This is a genomic window from Desulfuromusa kysingii (genome assembly GCF_900107645.1).
GTDB classification, from domain to species: Bacteria; Desulfobacterota; Desulfuromonadia; order Desulfuromonadales; family Geopsychrobacteraceae; genus Desulfuromusa; species Desulfuromusa kysingii.
Genome location: NZ_FNQN01000003.1, coordinates 242,754 through 265,264, shown reverse-complemented (window position 1 = coordinate 265,264; position 22,511 = coordinate 242,754). Strand labels below are relative to the sequence as shown.

Sequence of the window (22,511 nt, the reverse complement as noted above, 5' to 3'; positions counted from 1 at the left end):
CCTACAAAGGAAAAAGGAGCGTCTCGCCCACAGACAAGTTAACGCTCCTTTAGATTTCAGGATAAATATAATTTATGCACTTTCAGCAATATCATAAAGGATAATTGGTTTCGCACCTTCAGTTATCACATCTTCATTCAGAACCACTTCTTTAACCCGATCTTGAGAAGGAATGTCATACATGACATCCAACATTGAATTCTCAAGGATTGACCGGAGTCCACGCGCACCAGTTTTACGCTCTAAGGCTTCTTTCGCAATCGCAACCAAAGCACTATCAGTCACCTTCAGGTGAACGTCTTCCATCTCAAAAAGACGCTGATATTGTTTGATCAGAGCATTTTTGGGTTCACGCAGGATCTGAATAAGAGCCTCTTCATCCAACTCAGAAAGTGTGGCGACAATTGGGATCCGTCCGACAAATTCTGGGATCAAGCCAAACTTGAGGAGATCAGCCGGTTGGACTTTCTTAAGCAATGAGCCAAGATCTTCCTCTTTAATCGACTTCACTTCTGCACCAAAGCCCATTGTTTTGGAACTAATCCGCTTGTTAACAATTCTTTCTAATCCAGAAAAAGCCCCGCCACAAATAAATAATATGTTCGTGGTATCGACCTTTAAAAATTCTTGTTGCGGATGTTTTCTCCCCCCTTTAGGTGGCACACTCGCAGTCGTACCCTCAATAATTTTTAACAGTGCCTGTTGCACCCCTTCACCAGAGACATCGCGCGTAATTGAAGGTGACTCCGATTTCCTGGCTATTTTATCAACTTCATCAATATAAATGATCCCTTTTTGGGCCTTTTCCAAGTCGTAATCGGCAGCTTGCAGCAAACTGAGAATAATATTTTCAACATCCTCACCAACATAACCAGCCTCGGTCAAATTGGTTGCGTCAGCAATAGTAAAAGGGACATCAAGGACCTTTGCCAGCGTTTGGGCCAATAAAGTCTTGCCACTTCCGGTGGGTCCTAACAGCAGGATATTACTTTTCTGGATCTCGATCCCATCGGGATGCTCGATCGCCTCAATCCGCTTGTAATGATTATAGACGGCAACGGACAAAACCTTTTTCGCCCATTCCTGACCGATGACATATTCGTCGAGAACATCTTTAATTTCAGCGGGTTTAGGCAACTGTTTAAAATTGGGGCCTGGTGTCTGCTCAAGTTTTGATTCTTCGTCAATGATATCATTGCAGAGTTCGATACACTCATCACAAATATAAACAGTTGGTCCTGCAATTAACTTTTTAACTTCATCCTGAGACTTACCGCAAAAAGAACAAGTCAACTGGCTGCTTTCATCCTTTGGACTCACGTGTTACACCTCCGCGCTATACAATATTAAGTTTTCTTTCAACAATAGAATCTATAATACCATAGCTACGTGCTGTTTCGCTATCCATGAAGAAATCTCGTTCGGTATCAGCAGAGACCTTCTCAATCTTCTGCCCTGAGTGATGAGCTAGAATACCATTCAATGATTCGCGCATCCGCAAAATTTCTTGGGCATGAATACTGATATCTGTTGCTTGACCTTGAAATCCACCGAGGGGTTGGTGAATCATGATCCGTGCATGTGGCAGGGCAAATCTTTTCCCCGCTTCTCCTGAGGCGAGGAGGACTGCTCCCATACTGGCCGCCTGTCCAACACAAATCGTCGACACCGGTGCCTTTAAATACTGCATGGTGTCATAAATTGCCATCCCGGCAGTAACAACACCACCGGGAGAGTTAATATAAAGATGGATATCCCGATCAGGATCTTCTGATTCAAGAAACAATAACTGGGCAATAATCAAATTGGCCATATGGTCTTCGATCTCGCCCCCAAGGAAGATAATCCGGTCTTTTAATAAACGGGAATAAATATCATAGGCCCGTTCACCACGCCCGCTATCTTCAACAACCATAGGCACAAGACTCATATCAGGACTCCTCTGTTTCGCTGTCATCAGCAACAGCTGGTTCAGCTTGCTCAGCTGGTTTTGGCTCGACTTCAGTGATGGTTGCCGAATCAACTAAAAACTTGGATGTTTTTTCTTGCAGAATCTGCCCTTTGAGTCCAGCGATAGCCTGTGCATTTTCAAAATATTTCTGCACCTGCTCTAAAGGAATATTGTTTTGATCAGCGATCACTTGCATCTTTTCTTCGACCAATGATTCTTCAACGACAATCTCTTCTTGAGCCGCGATTGCGTCAATAATCAGCTCACCCTTGATCTGCTGTGCAGCCATATCCCGATAAGTCGTGGCGAAGGTTTCATCGTTCATCCCCAACATTTCAAGAGTCATCCCCTGGGCTTTCAATTTCTGCGTAAAACTGTCTTTCAAATGAAGCAATTGATTCTCAATCATCCCTTCAGGAACGTCAAAAGGATTACTCTCGATCAGAGCATTCATCATATCCTCATGCATTTGTCCTTCAATGCGCTGCTGCTCCTGAGCAATAGAGTTCTCTTTAATCTGTTCTTTAAGCTGATCTAAACTTTCAGCATCAAATTCTTTTGCAAAAGCATCATCTATTTCGGGAATATTTTTTTCTTTTATCTCTTTCACCAGGACTTTAAACATGGCGGGTTTTCCAGCTAAGTCTTTGGCACCATAACCTTCAGGAAAAGTCACTGCGACATCTTTTTCCTGATCACGCTTCATGCCGACTATTTGTGCCTCAAATCCAGGGATAAAACTATTTGACCCCAGAGCAAGTTCGAAATCTTTCGCTGATCCATTTTCGAAAGGGGTGTCATCAATAAAACCTTCAAAATCGATAACAACGGTGTCTCCATCGCGAGCCTTCTTGCGACTGGTCACTTCAAGTTGCATCTTGGAGTTTGCCATTTGCTCAAGTTGCTGATCAACAACACTCTCGTCAAAAGTAAATTTTTCTTTTTCAAGACTGAGATTTTTGTAATCCTTCACAACAATTTCAGGACGTACTTCAACTTCAACATCGTAACTGAAAGGTTCGCCTTCTGCGACGGTACCGGAATTAACAACTTCCGGTTGCGAGACAGCCTCAATCTCGTTATCCAACAAAGCTTTATAAAGAGTATTATTAATCAATGGTCCGGTGGCATCATATTGTGCGCGTGAACCATAATGCTGCTTCAAGATTTCCTTTGGCACTTTCCCCTTGCGAAACCCTTTAATATCAGCTGTTTTAGCTATTTTTTTATAAGCATTTTCGAGTTCAACAGCAACCACATCTGCAGCAATCTCGAGACTGAGCTTCTTTTTAATCGGACTTAAATCTTCAACGGTAACTTTCATTGTTTTTCCTTCCTGATTTTTAAATATGGGTTCACGGTTAACGTGAGAGTCGTGTCTGAATGATTTTTTTATTAAAAGGCCATGATGACCAGAAAGTTTCATGGTGCGAGAGGGGGGACTCGAACCCCCACATCATAGGATACTGGTTCCTAAGACCAGCGCGTCTACCAATTCCGCCACTCTCGCAGGAGAAATAACTACAATTAACAATGCTCACCCCCCAAACCCACCCGTTTAACGGGCTAACTGAATATGGAAGGTGAGCATAGTCCATTTGAATGGGGTGAGTGAAGGGGCTTGAACCCTCGACAACCGGAGCCACAATCCAGTGCTCTACCAACTGAGCTACACCCACCAGAAAAACTTGGTCATACTACGGAAACCATCGTTGCTTGTCAAACTAAAAATGGCGCGCCAGGAAGGATTCGAACCCTCGGCCTACGGATTAGAAGTCCGTTGCTCTATCCAACTGAGCTACTGGCGCAAACACGCAAAGAAAGTGACTTTAAAATCGCTTACCAAGCATAAGAGCTAGAGTTTCTAGCATGCGTTAAAAAGATTTGCAAATAATAAATTATAGCGACGGCCCATCCAAGCTAAAAGAGCGGGATAGAAAGACGAAAAGACCCGAAAATAAAGGATTCTCAGGATCCAATTTTTCTGTCAATCACCTAACGGAGGATCACTGGCAAAGAGATCATAGGGCTGTTTTGAAAGCACTGCAGGCTCCAGCTGAGTCGTTTTCACATCGCCTTCGCACGATGCAATGGCAGGGTCCGCACTAAAAGGATCATCCCCGAGACTCTCTGTCTCGACCAGATAATGAACTGTCCGTTGCAGAAGGTCAAATTCCAAACCAAAGCCTGGATCCTCGGCAAAGGGGTCACGATAAGCCACAACAGCGCAATCCCGGACATTGACTTCGGGATCCTCTGAAAATGGGTCTGTGGGTTTATTGGCTCTTGCTTCCGTGTCGCTGGCAACCAACTCAGCCAGAGAGACAGCATCATGAGAGCGCTCAACAAGATCAAAGGTATAGAGTAATTCGGTCACCAAAGATCCCGGTTCCGGAAAATCCTCTTGATGGAGAAAAGCAAGCTGATCGAGCCAGTCGACTGCAAGTTCGATAGTCTCAATTTCAATCGCGGTTGGTTGTGTGGCTGCAGCGGCATGTCGCCCGATAACAGTTTCCAACCGTTCGGTTATCAAACAAAAAGAGACCATTTCAGTTGCAGCAGCAAGCTCCTTAAAACGGACAAGGGCCTGAACCAAATCGGCCAATAAGGACGGGGTGGGATGCTGCTCACAAATTAAGTGCCGAATGTTTTGGCTAAAGGCCTTTACCTCAGAATAAAACAATTGTGATGGATCTCTCATCTCAGCCATTAAATTAGCCTCCACGTCAGTCAGAACAAGAATCCGTTAATGATACCACAAATAAATGAAAGTGTTAATCATGGTTTAGACTAGAGATCTTTGAGTGAAAAAGAGATTGGAATTTCAACCACACTCTCAACAGCGACTCCAAAGGTCGTTGCCGGTGTAAACGTCCATCTTGAGATCGCTTTTCGTGCAGCACTATCCAGACTCCGGTAACCAGACGACGTCATAATTTTTAAACGCTCAACACGACCATTTTCGAGGATAGTCGCCTTGAACACAACAGTCCCTTCCCAACCACGGAGTTTGGCAACATCAGGATAACGGGGAGGAGGATTATCTTCATAATGAGGCAACGCATCGGTGAAACCTTGCGATACCTGGCTCTGGTTCAGGTCTTTAGTGCCAGAGGAGAGGTTCTGGCTGTCAGTTGAAGTCTCACCCGAGTTCGATATTCCTTCAGATGAAGCGGTATCTGTTGTCAAAGACGATTCGAGTACAGCAGATTGGGGCTGCAGAGGTTGAGCAACTGCCCCCGCCGGTGGAACAGGCTGAGGGTCTTCAAAGTTCTGTTCAGCAATAAGTGGAGCGGTTTTATACTCGATAGGATCAAAATCTATCGTCTCCTTCTCAATTGCATCTAACGGAAGTTCTACAACCGTATCCGGGGTTGTTTTCGGTGGCAAAAATGAACGCTTGCTCTTCGGCAATTGCATCACTGTTTTACGCTCTACCACAGGAACGGCAGAATTGTTCTGCGTTTTTTGCGGGACCATGGGTTCAACTCGTGGCAGATTCTGAGGCGAACGGGATGCCGTCTGCCCCGATTGTCCTTCGGCAGCTAATTGCGGACGCACAGAGTCGAGCGATCGGGAGATATAAGTCACTCCCATCGCCCTCGAATCAGGAGATGTGATCCCTCGCATAAAATCAAAAGGAAACAGCAACAAATGTAGCGCGAATGAGAAAGAAAGAAACAATATCATGTGAACAGAGATATTCAACGATAACCTCAAGAGATAAAACTGTTGTTCTATAACAACTTGTCTTCACTTTAATTGATCTGCTATGCTGCGCAGGTTTTTAACAAGCCACCGACTAACGCCACCGACAGCAGACAATAAAAATGATGAAACCAACCAGCGTATTAAATCAATGGCAACATCAGTCCGCATTGCTCCTGTTGCTTTTCATCCTCTTATTACCGCAAATAGTGACTGCGGACAATAGTAAAGAAATAGTTTCAACCGTAGCTGAAACTCACCCCGTGATGCCAACTGTCCACGTTGAAGCGGTCAGAGTCGCTCCGACAACCGGAATGACAATTATCGATAGAGAGATGATTGAAGCCCTGCCAATGCGCAACGGCAGCATCAACGAGGTGATCGGTATCGTTCCTGGGATTCAATACAGTGAAGAGAGTCTCAACTCTTCGACAGCTGGAGAAATTACCCCACCGGTTATTTCTATTTCTGGTAGCCGCTACTATGACAACAATTTCACCATCGAGGGCATCAGCAACAACAACTCGTTGGATCCCGCCTTCATGAAGACGAGTGATGCTTCTAAGCTTCCCGGTCATTCGCAAATGCACTTCCTAAGCCCTGAGGTTATCGAGCAGATCACGGTTTATAATAGCAATATTCCTGCGAAATTTGGCGGCTTCATTGGTGGGCAGATCAACACTGAGATCATCAACCCAACCTCTGATTTCTGGGGCAAAATCAACTATCGGATGACCAACGACAACTGGACGTCCTTCCATATCGACCCCACAGATCAAGAAGATTTTGATCATTCCAACAATTTAAGTATGCAACCCGAGTTCAAGAAACAACAATTTGGTTTTATACTCAATACTCCGTTAAAACTTGGCACCAACCTTATTACCTCCTACCAACAACAATACGCCGAGATCCCGCTTCAACATTTAGGGGGAGTCTCAACCCAAACCCGTAAACAGGAAACGTTCCTGGCAAAGTTAGAGCATGAACTTTCCAGTCAGTCAAATATCTCTGTCACTGCCCTCTACACCCCCTCGTCATCTCAATATTTCGGCCCTTATAACTCTGGGACATCAGATCATAAAAACAGTGACTATGAAATTGACAGTGAAAACTATTCTATTCTGGCTCAGGTCGAAAAAGAGCTCAGCAACAGTCAACTGAGCTTTACCTTAGGGTATACGGGGCAAAAGAATAGACGAGATGCCCAGGAAAATCGTTTTGCCTGGAGCTCTGCAACAGATTCAGTCGATTGGTCAAACACAACCTATGCGTATGAAGGGGGGATGGGCGATTTAGAAACAGGGCAAGATCAACTCAGTGTGAAAACCGAAGTGACAGTAGATGATATCAATTGGGGAGAAACTATCCACATATTTGGTCTCGGGGCAGAGGCAAACTATGCAAACAAATACTATAAGCGTCCACAAACGAATTACTACTACAACGGGCCCAGAATAGATAATTCAATTGTATGTGACCCAGAAGACTTAGCTTGTATAGATAATGAACAATACCTGTACAAGAGGACAAAATACTCACAAGCTGATACGGATGTAGAAATAGCTGATATTTCAGTATTTATCCAGGATTCTATCCTCTGGAAACGTCTGGAGATTGTTCCCGGAATCAGAATTTCTTATGATGACTACTCTGAGAATATAAATTATGCCCCCAGATTTGCCGCGTCACTTGATCTTTTCGGCAATCAATGGACGACTCTATTTATAGGTAGAAATCGCTATTATAGTGGAACACTATTGACCCATGCACTTTACGAAGACATCATTGTTATCAAACAAGAGAGAGAAGATAACACCAGTGACTGGATTGATGTTGCGAATCGACCGACGACTTTTCTGTATAAAGATGGGGAGATAAAAACTCCCTACAGTGATGAATTAACGGCAGGGATCATTCAAAAAGTTTTGGGGGGAAACCTCAAATTTCAATACATTAAAAAAAGCAATAAAGATGAATTAGCACGAGGAAAAATAACCAATCCAGGCGAACCCGACATTTATATATTCAATAACTTGGGCCGCTCAGAGCACAAAAGTTACCAGCTAAGTTGGCAGCGGTCATGGATGAATCATTTCCTCGAGATCAATGTCACCTGGCAAGAGACAACAACCAGCCATGAAGGATATTTTGATTCCCTTGACGAAGAGGATACGGCTGAAACCATCTGGTATGAGGGAAAAGAAATTTATTATTATGAAGTTCCAAGAACCGACTTCAACCGCCCTTTTGTTGCTAATCTCATCTATGTTGCCCAACTCCCCTACGGCATCACTTTCACCAATACGACAAAATACCGTGGCGCATACTGGCGCCATTGGTTAGCCAGAGACGAAGACAACAACCTGATTCGACAACCGAGCATCATCAACCCGGAGCAATCAGATCCATTCGTCTACGAGAAAGTCAAAAGCAACCGATCGATCTATTTTGACTGGCGCTTCAGTTGGAAATCAGCAGAAGTTTTAGACCAGAGCGTCCTCCTATCTCTGGACATCCTCAACGTTTTTAATCGTAAAATGAAATATGGTTATGATTCAGGTAATTATGGCTACAACTACGAACTCGGCCGACAAATCTGGGCAGGGGTAGAATGGCATTTTTAACCTCATTGATAATCAACCACGCCACCAACGACAACTGACTTATCTTGATTAGCAACCTGCAAGCTGAAACGCCCGGGAATTTTAGGTGAGGATAGAGTCACTTGCAGTTGTCCCTCAGAGACAACCTTGACCTTATGTGCCATAACCGGGACTGGAACAGCAGCGACCCCCCTTTCCCGCTGACCAACATAAATAATATCATCGATAACCCGTACCCCTCGCGACAACCCTGAAAGCGGGATATTGTTCATCAAGATCGGTTTTTTCGGATGTTCAACATTGATAACATTGATTCCACCACGATGGCTGGTGACAAAAATCTTAGACCCGATAATGTGGATATCTTTACAACTCCCAGGAAGAGCCATTGAACTGAGGATCTTTGGCTTATCCGGTTTCTTCACATCAATAATTAACAATCCAGATCGGCCATTGGCAACATAAGCAATATCACCATGGACCTGAACCGCAACGGCATAATCAAATTGATTCATGGGAAAAGGGGTCTGCAGTTGGCCAACTCGCTGAAGCTGACCAGAGTTCATTAGCTGATAAATAATCAAACCCTCATCTTTGCTGGCGACATAGACATGGTTCCCCTGAGCGGCAACATCTAACACATGCACAGCAGCAATCACATCCACGATAACAGGATTTTGCAGGTCAGAAATATCCACCAGATTAAGACCAGAGGCCCCATTGGCCGATAAAAGGTAATTGTTTAGAATGGCCAGACGCATCGAGGGGAGATGATCCCAAACGGCAACAGGTTGAGGAGTTGCGGGGTCGGAGATATCAAGGATTTCAATCCCCATTTTATCTTGGGCGATAAACAGCAGATTGTCCTTTGCAGCAAAAGATTCTCCCCAACGCGAACTGATGGTGGTGGCTTTATGACTCGTTTCATCCAGATTTTTCAGTAATACTCCCCCGCGGCTATCGGCGACATAGAGCCATCGTTGCTTAATAAAGAGGCCGTGAACACTGCCAGAGGTATTGATTGTCGGGATCAACGGCTGTGTCGATAACTTTCTCTTATCAACAACCAATAAGCCCCGGTTGCTCCCGGCAATATAAAGATAGTGAGACGTTTCAGAGAAGGTTCTGGGGTCGATATTCAAACTGAAGTAGGCGGAAGATTCATCTACCCCGGGGACAAGAGCACGCAAGCCGGAAAAGCTATCAGAGACATAGATCTGCTCTATCCCGGTGAACAGTTTTCTTGCCGAACCAAGTTCAACCCACTGTTGCAAAAATTTCGGTTGTGACGGCACCGCTAGATCGTACAGCGAAACCCCGGACCCGTTGGCAACATAAAGGAGTTTTTGCTGAATACTCAAGTCAAATATTTTTCCAGATAGTTGCAAAGATCCGACCAGCTGGGGCCCTCCGGATTTAGCCAATTGATAGATATCAACCTTCGCTTCGTCGACAATCAGGTATAAATAACCATGAGCAATCAACACCTTGGAGACAAACGCCCCCGGCGCTAATGTCCTCTCCAAGGTTGCGTACTTAGGATCGTGCAGATCATAGACAGATAAGCCACTCTCCCCTTCGGCAACCAATAGCTTTCCCGCTGAAATTTGGCAGTTGAGTGCCCGCACCTTTACGGCAATATCGGATACGTGCAGCAACGTTCCATCCTTTTGAATCGCCATTATCGTCAGCCCCGACTTGCCACAGCTAAGATAGAGGTGGTCTTTATTACGATAAATATCAACGATCGTGCGACCATTCAGATACTCCGCAAACAATCTGGGCTGATATGGATCTTTGATATCGAGAACCTTCAATCCTCCGTAAGAGTTTGCTAAATAAAGATAATCACCTGAGAGCAAACTATCGTTGTAGACCCCTTCTAGAGGCAGTGAACCAATGATAGCTCCACGACTGTTAACGTCCATGGATAAACTCACGCTGGTTTTGCGATCAAAGCCACTGCCATGTAAAGTCATCATCGCCTCAGAGCCGAGAGATAACGTTTGAGACGGGGGTCTTTCCACGCTCAAAACAGCGGGTGAGGAGAGATAGTCAATAAAATAATGACCAAAAAGAACCAGAGCCAAAAGTCCGCTGACTAACAATAGTGTGAACACCACAACGACAGATACTGGTTTCATCAGCCCTCACCTTCAACAACCGTATTTTTATCAACTATGGGCAACTCAACCCGCACCTGAAACCTGCTTCCTTGACCGGGAGATGAGATCAGATTCAATTGACCGTTCATCAAATCAACCAATTGTTTGACGATCGCCAGCCCTAAGCCGGTACCGATCATCGCCCCTGAACCGGTTCCGTTCACCTGATAAAAAGCGTCATAAACCTGCTGTTTAACCTCTGCTGTCATGCCAACACCACTGTCTACCACTTCAAGGAAAAATGAGCCTTTTTGATGGAGACATTCTGGACATTGCAAACGGACAGTAATCGTCCCACTTTGGGTAAACTTGATCGCGTTGCCCACCAAATTCGTCAAGATCTGCCGAATCCTGACTTCATCAGCCTTGACAGTCTGACACGCATCCAAGGAGATATCGGTCTGCAGAGAAAGTCCCTTCTCTTCTGCTTGTGGCCAGAGCAGAGCGGCAACATCTTCAACCACCTGATGCAGCGGAAAAGTCGTGAGATTTAGAGTCAGTTTCCCAGCTTCAATCCGTGAAAAGTCAAGGACTTCATTCACCAGTTGGAGTAATTGTTGAGCCGACTTTTGCACCGTGCCAGCAAGCTCTTGCTGCTGTGATGTCAAAGGGGTCCGCAGTAACAGTTCATTCATCCCCAGAACACCAATGAGCGGCGTGCGCAGATCATGTGTCATCCGCGACAGAAAGTGAGATTTTGCTTCATTCGCAGCATCTGCCTGTTTTCTGGCCTGCTCCAAAGCCACCACCGCAGAACGCAACTCTGAGGTGCGGTCTAAAACAGTCTGCTCCAAGTAAAGTTGATGTTCTGCCAGACGCGCTTGGTGCAGTTCAATCTGATCCAACATCTGATTAAAACCATCAACCAGTGCACCAATTTCATCATCACTGACTTTTTTTGCGCGGAGAGAATAATCTTTAACCGCCGAAATGTTTCCCATCAACTGCACGAGTTGTAAGATGGGGGTACTAACTGGCCTTTGTAAGCGATCAGCAAGAAACCAGGAAAACAGAATCATCAGCAACAAAGAGAGGATTATTCCGAAACCGACACCAGCGAGATGACTGTAAAGACGGGTTAAATCACCTAAAAGATAGAGAGTCCCGACCGTCTTTCCATCATAGACAATGGGAGTGAAAAGGCTTAAATGGTAAACATCAAAAAGCGGTTTTTCTGCTACGGGTGCAGACCATAAAGTAGAATTTTCGGGCTTAAAATCAGCCTTCAAGCTCTTAAAAAGAAAGTGGGAATTCTGCTGAGATAGGTACTCAGCAACGGGGGCCCCATTGCGATCAAAAACATAAGCGGCATGAATATTTTTCTGCTGTGTCACCGATTTCAGAATCGCCTCTATGCCCGTATACTGTTCCAAAATCAGAGGATGTCGACTATTGGCAGAGAGGGTGTTCGCCAGAATTCTGAGTTCTTGAAGGACTGTGCCCCGGGCTGAATAAACTTCCACCACCAGAACAATACTGCCGATAAGAAACAGCAGAACGGTACTAACCAACATAATAACAAGAGTTAATTTGGTTTTAATTGATAAATTCTTAAAGATTTGGGTCACATTTCACCTGACGTCAATCAATGGATGCGAAGCCATGAGAACGCAAGAAACTTCCCGCCGCAAAAATAACGCTTCAGACTAACAATTATTCCGCAGAAATTGAACCTGATTGCACATTTTGTCCGTCTGCTTTAGAGTATCTCTTTTTCGCAACAAATTTTAAAATGGGAGCAATAAGAGTATGACAAAAATCACCCTACCCTCAAAACGTCAAGTCGGCCACCTGACCCTCTTGCGCCAAGGCCGAAATATCTCCTTGGCAGAATACAACGCCCTGACCGCAGATGAACAACTCAGCATGATTCATCAGGCCCAGGGGAAGCAAAAATATGACTTAATTCTCAATTCCAAGAATAATAAAAAATTGGTACCAAAACTTCACCCCCAAGAACTTTATCTCATGGTCAACGAACTTGGGGCTGAATATTCAACTGAATTATTGGCGCTGGCGACTCCAGAACAATTAACCACCTTGTTGGATCTCGATTGTTGGGATCACGATAACTTAAGCCCGATTCTTTCTCTGCATTGGCTGGAACTGCTTCTTGGTACGGGAGAAGAGAAGGTCTGTCAACTTGCACGCGAAATGGATCCTGAAATCTTGGCCCTGTTCCTCAAAAAACATCTCTTCATCAGTCGCGGCTTGGAAGCGTATGACGACGACGATGCCGAAAATGCCAAACGGTTGGAAGGGGTCTATGACATTCAATACAGCAGCGAAAATGCCGCAAAAGTAATTGGGGCTATTCTAAAAATATGGATGGAACTCGAGCAGCAAAGCTACCTTTACATCATGGAGAAGATCCGTGGTGAAAATGCTACAGTCTTAGAAGAAGAGGTCTATCAGGCCCGTAGCAACCGTTTACTTGACCTGGGAATTATCCCTGCGATTGAAGCCAAAGAAATTTATAGCTACAGAGATCCTGACACATTTGTCCCAGGTGGAAAAAGTGACTTCCATCTTGAAGCTGAGGACCTGCAACACCCGGCAGCTTTACTTGCCTGCGCTCACCCCAATAACCTGCTTGCCGAACTCCTTAGCGGTGGAATTGATCACGCAACAGCCAGCGAATTACTCTTCCTGGCTAACCGTAAAATGAGCGCAGACAACATTGATGTTGCTGAAGCAAAATATGTCTCTACAGCTTTTCAATCGACCTACGACACCCTTAACCTGGCTCTGGAGTTTCTCGCAGGGAGCGATATTGACAAAGCTGAAGAAATATTTAAAACCACCTACTTGCTCCACCTGTTTCAAGTAGGTAACAGTCTGATCAAAAAACTGCAAGACCAGGCAGAGAAAATACGCCTTAGTTCGATCTACCCTTATCTTGACTATCCAGAATTACTATTTATCGATTCTTTATTGCAAAACCCGCCCTATTTCTATCAAGAGGCGTTTGAAGAAAAGTCGAGTAATCTGCAACCAATTACGACAACCAAAGAGCTAAAACGAATTGAGCGTCGGTTGGCACAAGTTGAGTCGTTGCAGGAATTATTTACCACGATACTCCCCTTTAAACTGCCAGCTGTGGCTGCAGAAACAGATGATGACGAGCGACCTTCCCTGTCGGGAATATTCTTGACTGCGGTCGCCAATCAACTATTGGAGAGGGAGTTTACCCCTGCCCCCCTAACCACAGCAGATCTTCCTCTGTTAAGGGAAAAGTCCATTGTTGATGATCAGATCAGTGCAACCTTTTGCGCAGACATCAGTGAGTCAATGCATCAACTTGCTCCCGAGTGTGATTTCTTTGTCCGCTTCTGCCTCGATGTCTGGGATCAGATCTTCCTTGATTTAGAACCGCTCACAGAACAATCACCCGTATTCAACACGTTGTTAATAGCAGACCAGGATTAAATTGCATTGCGTAGCCCTTCAGATCTGGGCCATAAACCCTGAAGGACCACGATTAAAACGGGATAAACATTTATCTCATCTGAAAATCAGGAGGAGGTCTCAATATGCTTAAGAAATCGATCTATCTGGCTCTCTCTATCTGTTGTTTTGCACTGCCAGCCGCAGCAGCCAATCTTTCCGGCGCTCTCAGTCTCACCCCTTTTCTAGGTCACCACATCTTTGAAGGAAATCAAGCGTTAGAAACTTCCACACTCAAAGGCATTGGACTGGGTTACAATTTCACAGATAAGTGGTCCATTGAAGGGGTTTATAGCAAAGCAGATGCGGATTCAGAGAATCGGTCAACAACAGATACCAAGGTTGAAACTTATCACCTGGATCTCCTTTACCACCTCTGGCCCGAGAAAAAGATTGTCCCCTATGTCGCAGTTGGTTTAGGCGCCATCTACTCCTCCCCGGATGTCGGTGCAGATCGAGACCATTTGCTCGTCAATTACGGCGTTGGTTGCAAAGTTTTTATTCTTGATGACTTGATCGCTCTGCGGGCTGATGTCCGCCATTTAATTGATCTTCCTGAACCGGACAATAACCTGCAATACTCAGTGGGATTAACCTTTCAGCTTGGAAAAGCAAAACCAGCATCCGAGCCAGTTACAGAATTAAACTGACAGCATAATCGAGATAAAATGGCTGAAGTAGAAATCCCCAAAAGGGTAACTTGCGGGACTTAATCGGTGGTGCGAACACTACAGAGGATAAGGGTCAGGGTTTATTAAGCCGTTATCGGGACCAAGATGAAGCAAAGGTCCCGATAACGGCTTTTAGATTTTAGGACTTACAGCTGCAACTCTTTCACCTGCAACCCCGTCGCATTTTTAACCGGATAAAGAAATATCAACACAGTGCGACCAGGATAATCGGGCAGCGAGTAAAACACCGCGGTAAAATATTGAACCTTCCCTTTCCGATTCAACGCCTCCCACTCCTGCTTCACCCGCACCCGGGCAGCTTTGCTCTCTTCTGCAGACAAATCGGTATTAAAGAATTCAGGGGCTGAGCCAGCAACGACACGCTGATGATGGGCATAATCACGCCCCAGCAGCTCACGGTACGCCAATAATTCAGCACCACTGAAACTTTGTTGCAAGTAACGATCAAACGCCAGACATTGTCCCGTCAAAGACAGACTTTGCGCATAAAGACCACTTTGGCGCCAGAACCGGTCCAGATCCTCCAAGAGCAGAGATAGCCGGGAAAAATGGGTGATTAATTTTTGCAGTACAAACGCAAAGCGACCACTGTTGACAAACAGATCCAACAAACGGCCAATACCGCGCAATCGCTCCAGATCATCAAATCCAAGCTGTTCTGATTTCAAAATTGTATAAGGTGGACTGGGATCATATTCTATTCCCCAATTCTGTGCCTGCAATCTCAAAGGGGCTCCGGGTAACAACTTGACCGGTTCAATCTGCAGATGGTGAGCATTTAAACCAATGACCCAATCGATCGAGTGCAAGAACTGTAGGTAAGATTCCCCCGGCAGACCAGCGATCAAATCCAAGTGGAGATGGATGTTGGTTTTGCTGCGTAAAAAATGAACATTATCAGCCAGACTTTGTAATGAGGCATCTCGACCAACGCGCTGCAAGGTTTCCGGCAGGGTCGATTGCACCCCGATTTCAAACTGAAAGGTCTCCTCTGGCACCTGCTCCAGCAACTTTAACGCCGCTTCATCCAGTAAATGTGCGCCAATTTCAAAGTGGAAATGGCTACAGATATTATGCTTCAGGATAAAACTGAAGATTTCCAGGGTCCGCTGCTTATTGTAATTAAAGGTCCGGTCAACAAATTTTATCTTCGCCACTCGGCCGTCCATCAATATTTGCAGATCAGCCTTAATCCTCTCAAGGGAAAACGATCTGACCCTGTCATCCAGCGAACTCATACAGAAACTACAGGTATAAGGACAACCACGGCTGCTTTCGTAGTAGACCAACCCGCGAGTTAAATCGACCAGTCCAGCAGCGAATGGCGAAGGGATCGCATCCAAGGATTCGAGTAAATCCAGATCTTTATGCTCTGGATGCTCAGGCGTCTGAATCCCCGCAACAGGTGGCAGAGTCTGCCCCTGTTGCCAGGTTGACAATAATCTCCGCAAAGGGATCTCACCTTCGCCGCAGATCAGGGCATCGACGGGATGATGTTGAAAAAATTCACGCGTTTCAAAAGAGACCTCGGGGCCGCCAAGGACAATTTTCAGTTGTGGATTAATCCGTTTAAGACAGGCAACCAGTTCCAACGTTTCAACCCGATTCCACAGGTAAACCGAAAAACAGATCACTTCAGCTTCGCAGGCGACAATTTGCGCTAACACAATCTCTTTGGGTTCGTTGACGGAATATTCGCGGATCATAATTTCACCGCAGGCATCGCCGCAATACGCGGCCAGACAAGGCAATGCTAGGCTGGCGTGGATATATTTGCTGTGTAAGGTGGTCAGTAAAGTTAACATAGCGGGGAGGATATCCTATTCAAAGGACATATCCAAGCAAAGTTTCATCGTCACGTTGTGGACAGATAAATAATGCTTTTCGCAGCGATAAAAAGGATAACCAGATCGCGAACGAAATTTATAGTTGAACTTTTGACACGCAACTCGGTGTACGTTTACACTGTCGTCAGTGTCACAACGAGGGGCGTTTGAGACGAAATTTATGACCATTTAACTCAACATAAAAGGATCAAGTTATGAGTGAAGAAGGAACCTTCAAAAAGGTCGAGAAATCAGCAGAAAAAATGTATGGCCCGAAAGGACTTTTGGTCTGTGGTTATCCAGAACCGGAGCAACACAAGCTCCTTGCAATCCTGGAAGAGAGTAAACTAGGCGAGTTCCCTGTCATCTTTGCTACGAATAATGACATAAAAAGATCTCTGAAAGAAGTTCTCGAGTCCGATCACAAACACGGTCATGGAGAAGCCTCGGAGATGAAAAGAGCCGCCATCATGTCTGGTTTTACCCACGAGGAGCTGCATATCTTAATGGAAGACTACCGTAACTCCGAACTGCCGACGCAACATTGGGCCGCTCTGACCCCCGTATCGGAAAAATGGGCAGTCGGGGCATTACTGAATGAACTTGCGGCTGAAGCCGCCGAGATAAAAAAAGAGTTGCAAAAGAATAAGACCAAATAGATCTTTTGAACCACAATTTTGAACCATTGTTTATTGCAGGGTGCCCCAAGACTTATTGCTCATTTTTTCATATGAATGTGCTATCTTCTGCGCCGCGAAAGGAAATAATTCAAAATGAGCAAACACAAAACAATTTTAGCCGTTATTGCGGATGAAAGCGGTGAAGTTTTTGAGCACCCCGAACTGTTATTGGCAGGAATGAATGGGATGACCATTCGCCAGCCTGACGCTGATGAACTGATTCCACTCCCTGAAGGGAGCCGTCTGTTTACTATTCCGGGGACTCCCCCCATTGGCTTTGACCGCTACGACGGCAAGCAAGTGACGGTTAATTCTCTTCCTGACAGTTGGGGTGGAGGGGCAGCTCAAGCCGTCTCAGCTTTTACCAATCCGGCATTCACCAGAACCCTGCTGCCAGCTGCTGATTACCAGCAAAAGCATGTCGACCTCACCCTCTGGTCTTATACCGCGGTTGGTTGGTGTGTTGAAGAAGAGCGCTTTTATGTCGCCGCGGTACGGGTTGATCGGAATCAACAATGGGAACCTAAACATTTTGATGATCGGATACTTGAACCCCTGGTGCGTAAGCGGGTTGCCGCACAACCCGATAATCGTTTAATAAAGCAACTCTCCCGTTGTGCCCTTGATTACCACTGCTTTGCCGCCAAGAATCTCTTCTTTGGGCGCTGGGAAGCTCCCCTGCCCTCGTCTCCAGCCTGTAATGCCCACTGTCTTGGATGTATTTCGCTACAGGATGAACCTACCTCCTGCCAATCAAGTCAGGACCGTTTAGACTTTGTCCCCACGGTCGAAGAGCTCTGTGAAGTGGCTGTTCCCCATCTGAAGACGGCAGAAAATGCTATTGTCTCCTTTGGCCAAGGGTGTGAAGGCGACCCGATTCTGCAAACCGACAGGATTGCCGAGGCGGTCAAAGAGATGCGCCGTCAAACATCCAGAGGGACGATCAATTTCAACTCCAATGCCTCCATTCCAGATGCCATCGACAAACTGGCAGAAGCGGGCATTGACTCCATCAGGATCTCACTGAATTCCGTTCAAGAGCGCTTCTATAACGCCTACTACCGACCGGTCAAATATTGCTTCGATGATGTCCTTGAGTCAGCCCGTCGGGCCAAACAACATGGCTTGTTCACCATGTTCAACTATCTGGTCTTCCCCGGAATTACCGACCGGGAAGATGAAATTGAGGCGCTGCTGAAACTTGTTGATAGCCTCGGTATTGACCTGATCCAGATGCGCAATTTAAGCATTGATCCCCAACTTTACTGGAAGGCTATGGGAGCTGAAGGTCCCGGAGTCGGGATGAAAAAAATGCTCGATCGGGTTAAAAAAGAGATCCCACGGATTCAGTACGGTTATTTCAATCGCACCAGTGAGAACTTCTATCCCCAAGGGTATGAAACTGATTGGCCGTTGCCCGCAATCCTCTGATTTTACCATTTCTGTCGAAACTCAAATTCCCTATAAAGTCGCGGGGTTGCGACCCCGCTCGACGCCTCACTTTCTTGTTATGTGACAAGAAAGTGAGCAAAGAAGCACACCCGAACTCCTTGCCCTTCGGGTTCCCTCCATTTCACAGCGGCTTTGAGGAGCGGCAAAAACTCGCTTCGCTCAAACATTTGCCGCTCTGTTTCTCAAATCAGCTGCTCCACTCCGGTGGCGTCACACGGGATCACAGTCATCACAACGAGAGCCTTACGAAAGACCTCGCACTCTTTATCACTGCAAAGATAAACAATTAATTATTTTATTCTTGACTACATTACTCATGTTAAACATAATAACAAACAACCATAACAAATATATTTAACTTTCAGATTCAGATAATCCGCTAAAGGAGCCACTGATGAGCAACATTTACACTGATAATTCCCTGTCGATCGGCAACACCCCATTAGTTCGCTTGAATCGTGTCATCCCGACAAGCGGAGTCAATGTCTATGCTAAAATAGAAGGTCGGAATCCAGGATACTCTGTCAAATGCCGGATCGGCGCTTCGATGATCTGGGATGCGATCAAAACCGGGACCTTGAAACCAGGGATGGAACTGATCGAACCGACCAGCGGCAATACCGGAATTGCTCTGGCCTTTGTCGCTGCGGCTAAAGGGATTCCTCTCACCCTGACCATGCCCGATACCATGAGTAAAGAGAGGCGTAGAGTGCTCAAGGCGCTTGGGGCCAACCTCATCCTCACCCCCGGTGCCAAAGGGATGGCCGGCGCTATCCTTGAAGCCGAACAGATTGCAAACTCGAAACCCGAACTTTATGTCCTGCTGAACCAATTTAAAAATCCAGCCAATCCTGCAATCCACGAACAGACAACCGGACCGGAGATCTGGAATGATACCGATGGAAATTTCGACGTGCTTATTTCTGGTGTTGGAACCGGTGGAACCATCAGCGGAGTGACCCGCTACATCAAAAAAACCAAGGGCAAACAGATTATTTCGGTTGCGGTCGAACCCACAGACAGCCCGGTTATTTCTCAACATCTGGCGGGCGAACCCTTGCAACCAGGACCACATAAAATTCAGGGGATCGGAGCTGGATTTATTCCCGCCAACCTCGACTTGGATGTGATTGATCGTGTTGAAAAAGTGACCAATGAAGAATCGCTTGATTTTGCCCGACGTCTGGCAAAAGAGGAAGGTTTGCTCTCTGGAATATCCTGCGGCGCGGCTGTGGCTGTGGCTGCACGTCTAGCGGCAGAAGCGGAATTTAGTGGTAAGAACATTGTCGTTATTCTGCCGGATTCAGGGGAGCGTTATCTGAGCAGTGTGTTGTTTGACGAATCGGCATAAGACGGTTTATATCGAAGCAGAGTGTAGATTTGGGGCTGTAAGCATTGATGCAGGATAGTTAAGGTCGTGGGGTTGCGGCCCCACTCGCCGCCTTACTTTCTTGTTGTGTGACAAGAAGGTCAGCAAAGAAACACACCCGAACTCCTTGCCCTTTGGGTTCCCTTCATTCCACAGCTAATTTGAGGAGCGGCAAAAACTCGCTTCGCTCAGACATTTCCCGCTCTGATTCTCAAATCAACTGTTCCACTCCGGCTGCGTCACACGGGACAGAGATTCATTATTAAATCTTGAGTCGTTTTTCCTGTTTTTTGCTTCAACCGCAAGATTTTGACAGATCATAAGGTCGCGGGGTTGTGGACCCGCTTGCCGCCTTGCTTTCTTGTTGTGTGACAAGAAAGTAAGCAAAGAAGCACACCCGAACTCCTTGCCATTCCGGCTACGTCATACGGGACAGAGATTCATTATGAAATCTTGAGTCGTTTTTCCTGTTTTTTGCTTCAGCCACAATATTTTGACAGATCATAAGGTCGCGGGGTTGCGGCCCCGCTTGCCGCCTCACTTTCTTGTTGTGTGACAAGAAAGTAAGCAAAGAAGCACACCCGAACTCCTTGCCATTCCGGCTACGTCATACGGGACAGAGATTCATTATGAAATCTTGAGTCGTTTTTCCTGTTTTTTGCTTCAGCCACAATATTTTGACAGATCATAAGGTCGCGGGGTTGCGGCCCCGCTTGCCGCCTCACTTTCTTGTTGTGTGACAAGAAAGTAAGCAAAGAAGCACACCCGGCCTCCTTGCCCTGCGGGTTCCCTCCATTCCACAGCTGCTTTGAGGAGCGGCAAAAACTCGCTTCGCTCAGACATTTCCCGCTCTGATTCTCAAATCAACTGTTTCACTTCGGCTGCGTCACACGGGATATATTGGTCCAAAGCAGATTAACGGATAATCGAAGATCTACGATACTCATCATCCGGGTAAACCCGTCCGGATTGCAGTGACGCAAAAATATGTTCAAATACCTTTCCTGGGACTCCATGTTTCTCACCTGAGCGAAAGTAGGAATGTCCTTTGGGTCTATCATAGATGTTATTGACGTCATCACAATCGACCCGATAAACGTTGCGTGGGGTTTTATCCATGTTTTCCGGTCCTGTATGTCCCAGACGTCGGGAAGCGATGTTATTCTTAAGATTTGAGGCCTTGCTGGCCCTTAATGCCAGGTCATCTGATGCGTGGTAAACGGTCACATTGCGTGACGCATGACAGATGAGCTCACCTCGCTCCCCTTCCTGCAGGGTTTCATTAACAACATCGGCAGCAACCAGAAAAGTATTTCGAAAGATCAGCGGGAGTCCTTTGGGCAGATCGTATTTGTTCCACGCCACCAGAGTTTCGCGCAGAACCCGATTGCCCATCGAGTGAGCTAAAATATTGATCCGTTTCAAACAGGGATCATCTTGCGGGTTATATTTCTCTGAATTGCGCCAAGCCATGAATTTTTCCAGCACCCGGGAGAAAGAATAGGCACTCTGGTCAGCCGCTTTCTGATCGTCCCAGTAATCCTGAACGATGCCCAGATCGTTATCACAAGGCCAGATGATGGGAACCACCAGCACTTCATTTTTCTTCCTCTGATCACACAAGGCTTGAAATTCCGCAACTGCGGGAAAAACATCCTCAGGCAGATTGGAAAAGCCGTGAATATAAATAAGAATTTGCCGACAGTTGCTATTTTTAAGTCGATTCAAAAACTCTTTATTCCCGATCTCCGTGTGTTGTTTCTCCCCCGTCCGCTCACAAAAATAGACCGAATTACTGGCACCATTATTATTCAAATCAAAATCAAATTTACGCCCGATGCGGGTACGGATGCTCTGTTTTGGAAAACGATTGGTGATGAATATCATTTTGTATTCCCCCTCCAAGGTTAGATTTGAGATTGTGAGCGGTTCATGATAACCGGCGGCAAGGCGAAGGTACGACCACCACCGCAATTTTATTTTGCCTATTGTGAAAGATCGGTTGACAAGCCTAAAGTCATTAAGTTGTTAGGCAGCTTTTTTAGCCAACCAATCGCTGAAATATTTGTAACCCGTTTCTGAGAAATTTTTTGATTCTCTGTTCATAAAACCGTGAAGATAGTTTATCCGAATGACTTCAACGTTTTGCTTGTTTTCAACTGCTTGAATAACCGGTCCCAGCTCGAAACTTTTTTCTACTGCTGGAAAGATTACGCTAGTTGGATATTGGGGGGAAATATTCGTTTTTTCCCGAATTCTTGAGCCGTAGAAAGACACCACATTTCTTATGTTTGTTGAAATGTCTTTTCCTGAAATTTCCCACGCTGATGATCCGCCGACACTGAAACCGATTATGTCTATTTTTTCTTTTGAATTTATGACTTCATTTTCGAGGTGGGCCGTCAGTTTTGTGATCCCGCAATTTTGCTGAAAATACTGATATGCGTGTTCTTCATTTTCGAAACTGATATTTTGCCCCTCGTACGGATCAATAACCGTCACTTCGCTATAAAATGGCGATAGTTTGGCTATTAATTGGTTTATCGATTCCGTTTTTCCGAATATGTCCGAAACGACGATTAAGTTCATTTCTATTTTTGCTGCCTAACGTTTTT

Annotated in this window: 16 protein-coding genes and 3 tRNA genes; 6 read left to right on the top strand and 13 right to left on the bottom strand. The window is 45.7% G+C overall.

All coding sequences use genetic code 11. The features are described from left to right. Positions 1-72: 72 nt before the first annotated feature. The 8 genes from clpX to BLU87_RS06480 form a co-directional block, all read right to left on the bottom strand. The gene (gene clpX, locus BLU87_RS06515; protein WP_092345933.1) at positions 73-1,320 is read right to left on the bottom strand and encodes an ATP-dependent Clp protease ATP-binding subunit ClpX; all 1,248 of its coding nucleotides are present in this window, start codon (positions 1,318-1,320) and stop codon (positions 73-75) included. A 16-nt stretch (positions 1,321-1,336) separates the two neighbouring features. Beyond that, a complete protein-coding gene (clpP, locus tag BLU87_RS06510) occupies positions 1,337-1,930 on the bottom strand; it encodes an ATP-dependent Clp endopeptidase proteolytic subunit ClpP (protein WP_092345932.1) in 594 nt (197 codons plus the stop codon). A gap of 1 nt (position 1,931) precedes the next feature. Next, positions 1,932-3,275, bottom strand: a complete 1,344-nt coding sequence (gene tig, locus BLU87_RS06505; protein ID WP_092345930.1) for a trigger factor — start codon at positions 3,273-3,275, stop codon at positions 1,932-1,934. Positions 3,276-3,376: 101 nt separating this feature from the next. Then, a tRNA-Leu gene (locus tag BLU87_RS06500) sits at positions 3,377-3,461 on the bottom strand. A gap of 93 nt (positions 3,462-3,554) precedes the next feature. Further along, positions 3,555-3,630 (bottom strand) — tRNA-His (locus tag BLU87_RS06495). A gap of 52 nt (positions 3,631-3,682) precedes the next feature. Next, positions 3,683-3,759, bottom strand: a tRNA-Arg gene (locus BLU87_RS06490). Between the two features lie 179 nt (positions 3,760-3,938). Beyond that, positions 3,939-4,661 (bottom strand): hypothetical protein, encoded by a 723-nt coding sequence (locus BLU87_RS06485; protein ID WP_092345928.1) that lies wholly within the window; start codon positions 4,659-4,661, stop codon positions 3,939-3,941. 80 nt (positions 4,662-4,741) lie between these two features. Then, a complete protein-coding gene (locus BLU87_RS06480; RefSeq protein WP_175498284.1) occupies positions 4,742-5,548 on the bottom strand; it encodes an energy transducer TonB in 807 nt (268 codons plus the stop codon). 233 nt (positions 5,549-5,781) lie between these two features. Between BLU87_RS06480 and BLU87_RS06475 the strand changes: the two genes are divergently transcribed. Further along, positions 5,782-8,286, top strand: a complete 2,505-nt coding sequence (locus tag BLU87_RS06475; RefSeq protein ID WP_092345924.1) for a TonB-dependent receptor plug domain-containing protein — start codon at positions 5,782-5,784, stop codon at positions 8,284-8,286. Between the two features lie 2 nt (positions 8,287-8,288). Here the strand turns inward: BLU87_RS06475 and BLU87_RS06470 are convergent, their stop codons facing one another. Both BLU87_RS06470 and BLU87_RS06465 read right to left on the bottom strand, forming a co-directional pair. Beyond that, complete coding sequence (locus BLU87_RS06470) at positions 8,289-10,409, bottom strand: LVIVD repeat-containing protein (RefSeq protein ID WP_092345922.1); 2,121 nt, start codon at positions 10,407-10,409, stop codon at positions 8,289-8,291. Beyond that, complete coding sequence (locus BLU87_RS06465; protein ID WP_092345920.1) at positions 10,409-11,998, bottom strand: ATP-binding protein; 1,590 nt, start codon at positions 11,996-11,998, stop codon at positions 10,409-10,411. Before BLU87_RS06465 ends, BLU87_RS06470 begins: the two co-directional genes overlap by 1 nt. A gap of 181 nt (positions 11,999-12,179) precedes the next feature. On the opposite strand from BLU87_RS06465, the gene BLU87_RS06460 reads away from it, so the two are divergent. Together BLU87_RS06460 and BLU87_RS06455 are read left to right on the top strand one after the other, a co-directional pair. After that, positions 12,180-13,859 carry a DUF6178 family protein gene (locus BLU87_RS06460; protein WP_092345918.1) on the top strand — a complete coding sequence of 560 codons (1,680 nt, stop codon included), beginning with the start codon at positions 12,180-12,182 and terminating at the stop codon, positions 13,857-13,859. Between the two features lie 104 nt (positions 13,860-13,963). Continuing rightward, complete coding sequence (locus BLU87_RS06455) at positions 13,964-14,527, top strand: outer membrane beta-barrel domain-containing protein (RefSeq protein WP_092345916.1); 564 nt, start codon at positions 13,964-13,966, stop codon at positions 14,525-14,527. Positions 14,528-14,694: 167 nt separating this feature from the next. Here the strand turns inward: BLU87_RS06455 and BLU87_RS06450 are convergent, their stop codons facing one another. Beyond that, complete coding sequence (locus tag BLU87_RS06450) at positions 14,695-16,374, bottom strand: B12-binding domain-containing radical SAM protein (protein WP_092345914.1); 1,680 nt, start codon at positions 16,372-16,374, stop codon at positions 14,695-14,697. A 236-nt stretch (positions 16,375-16,610) separates the two neighbouring features. Between BLU87_RS06450 and BLU87_RS06445 the strand changes: the two genes are divergently transcribed. The 3 genes from BLU87_RS06445 (at position 16,611) to cysK (ending at position 19,878) form a co-directional block, all read left to right on the top strand. Further along, the gene (locus BLU87_RS06445; RefSeq protein ID WP_092345912.1) at positions 16,611-17,054 is read left to right on the top strand and encodes a DUF3783 domain-containing protein; all 444 of its coding nucleotides are present in this window, start codon (positions 16,611-16,613) and stop codon (positions 17,052-17,054) included. A gap of 114 nt (positions 17,055-17,168) precedes the next feature. After that, a complete protein-coding gene (locus tag BLU87_RS06440; protein WP_092345910.1) occupies positions 17,169-18,506 on the top strand; it encodes a radical SAM family protein in 1,338 nt (445 codons plus the stop codon). Between the two features lie 415 nt (positions 18,507-18,921). Beyond that, positions 18,922-19,878: a cysteine synthase A gene (gene cysK / locus BLU87_RS06435; protein ID WP_092345908.1), complete on the top strand. Its 957-nt coding sequence runs from the start codon at positions 18,922-18,924 to the stop codon at positions 19,876-19,878. Between the two features lie 933 nt (positions 19,879-20,811). On the opposite strand, the gene BLU87_RS06425 is transcribed toward cysK, so the two are convergent. Together BLU87_RS06425 and BLU87_RS06420 are read right to left on the bottom strand one after the other, a co-directional pair. After that, positions 20,812-21,783 carry an alpha/beta hydrolase gene (locus BLU87_RS06425; RefSeq protein ID WP_092345904.1) on the bottom strand — a complete coding sequence of 324 codons (972 nt, stop codon included), beginning with the start codon at positions 21,781-21,783 and terminating at the stop codon, positions 20,812-20,814. A gap of 141 nt (positions 21,784-21,924) precedes the next feature. After that, on the bottom strand, positions 21,925-22,485 hold the full coding sequence (locus tag BLU87_RS06420; RefSeq protein ID WP_092345902.1) for a dienelactone hydrolase family protein: 561 nt from the start codon (positions 22,483-22,485) through the stop codon (positions 21,925-21,927). Positions 22,486-22,511 lie beyond the last annotated feature (26 nt).

Coding starts and splice junctions, on each gene's coding strand:
- tig (WP_092345930.1), bottom strand. CDS start 3,275: ATGAAAGTTACCGTTGAAGATTTAAGTCCGATTAAAAAGAAGCTCAGT.
- BLU87_RS06480 (WP_175498284.1), bottom strand. CDS start 5,548: ATGGGAGTGACTTATATCTCCCGATCGCTCGACTCTGTGCGTCCGCAA.
- BLU87_RS06475 (WP_092345924.1), top strand. CDS start 5,782: ATGATGAAACCAACCAGCGTATTAAATCAATGGCAACATCAGTCCGCA.
- BLU87_RS06460 (WP_092345918.1), top strand. CDS start 12,180: ATGACAAAAATCACCCTACCCTCAAAACGTCAAGTCGGCCACCTGACC.
- BLU87_RS06470 (WP_092345922.1), bottom strand. CDS start 10,409: ATGAAACCAGTATCTGTCGTTGTGGTGTTCACACTATTGTTAGTCAGC.
- BLU87_RS06420 (WP_092345902.1), bottom strand. CDS start 22,485: ATGAACTTAATCGTCGTTTCGGACATATTCGGAAAAACGGAATCGATA.
- BLU87_RS06485 (WP_092345928.1), bottom strand. CDS start 4,661: ATGGCTGAGATGAGAGATCCATCACAATTGTTTTATTCTGAGGTAAAG.
- BLU87_RS06425 (WP_092345904.1), bottom strand. CDS start 21,783: ATGATATTCATCACCAATCGTTTTCCAAAACAGAGCATCCGTACCCGC.
- BLU87_RS06440 (WP_092345910.1), top strand. CDS start 17,169: ATGAGCAAACACAAAACAATTTTAGCCGTTATTGCGGATGAAAGCGGT.
- BLU87_RS06450 (WP_092345914.1), bottom strand. CDS start 16,374: ATGTTAACTTTACTGACCACCTTACACAGCAAATATATCCACGCCAGC.
- BLU87_RS06445 (WP_092345912.1), top strand. CDS start 16,611: ATGAGTGAAGAAGGAACCTTCAAAAAGGTCGAGAAATCAGCAGAAAAA.
- BLU87_RS06455 (WP_092345916.1), top strand. CDS start 13,964: ATGCTTAAGAAATCGATCTATCTGGCTCTCTCTATCTGTTGTTTTGCA.
- cysK (WP_092345908.1), top strand. CDS start 18,922: ATGAGCAACATTTACACTGATAATTCCCTGTCGATCGGCAACACCCCA.
- clpP (WP_092345932.1), bottom strand. CDS start 1,930: ATGAGTCTTGTGCCTATGGTTGTTGAAGATAGCGGGCGTGGTGAACGG.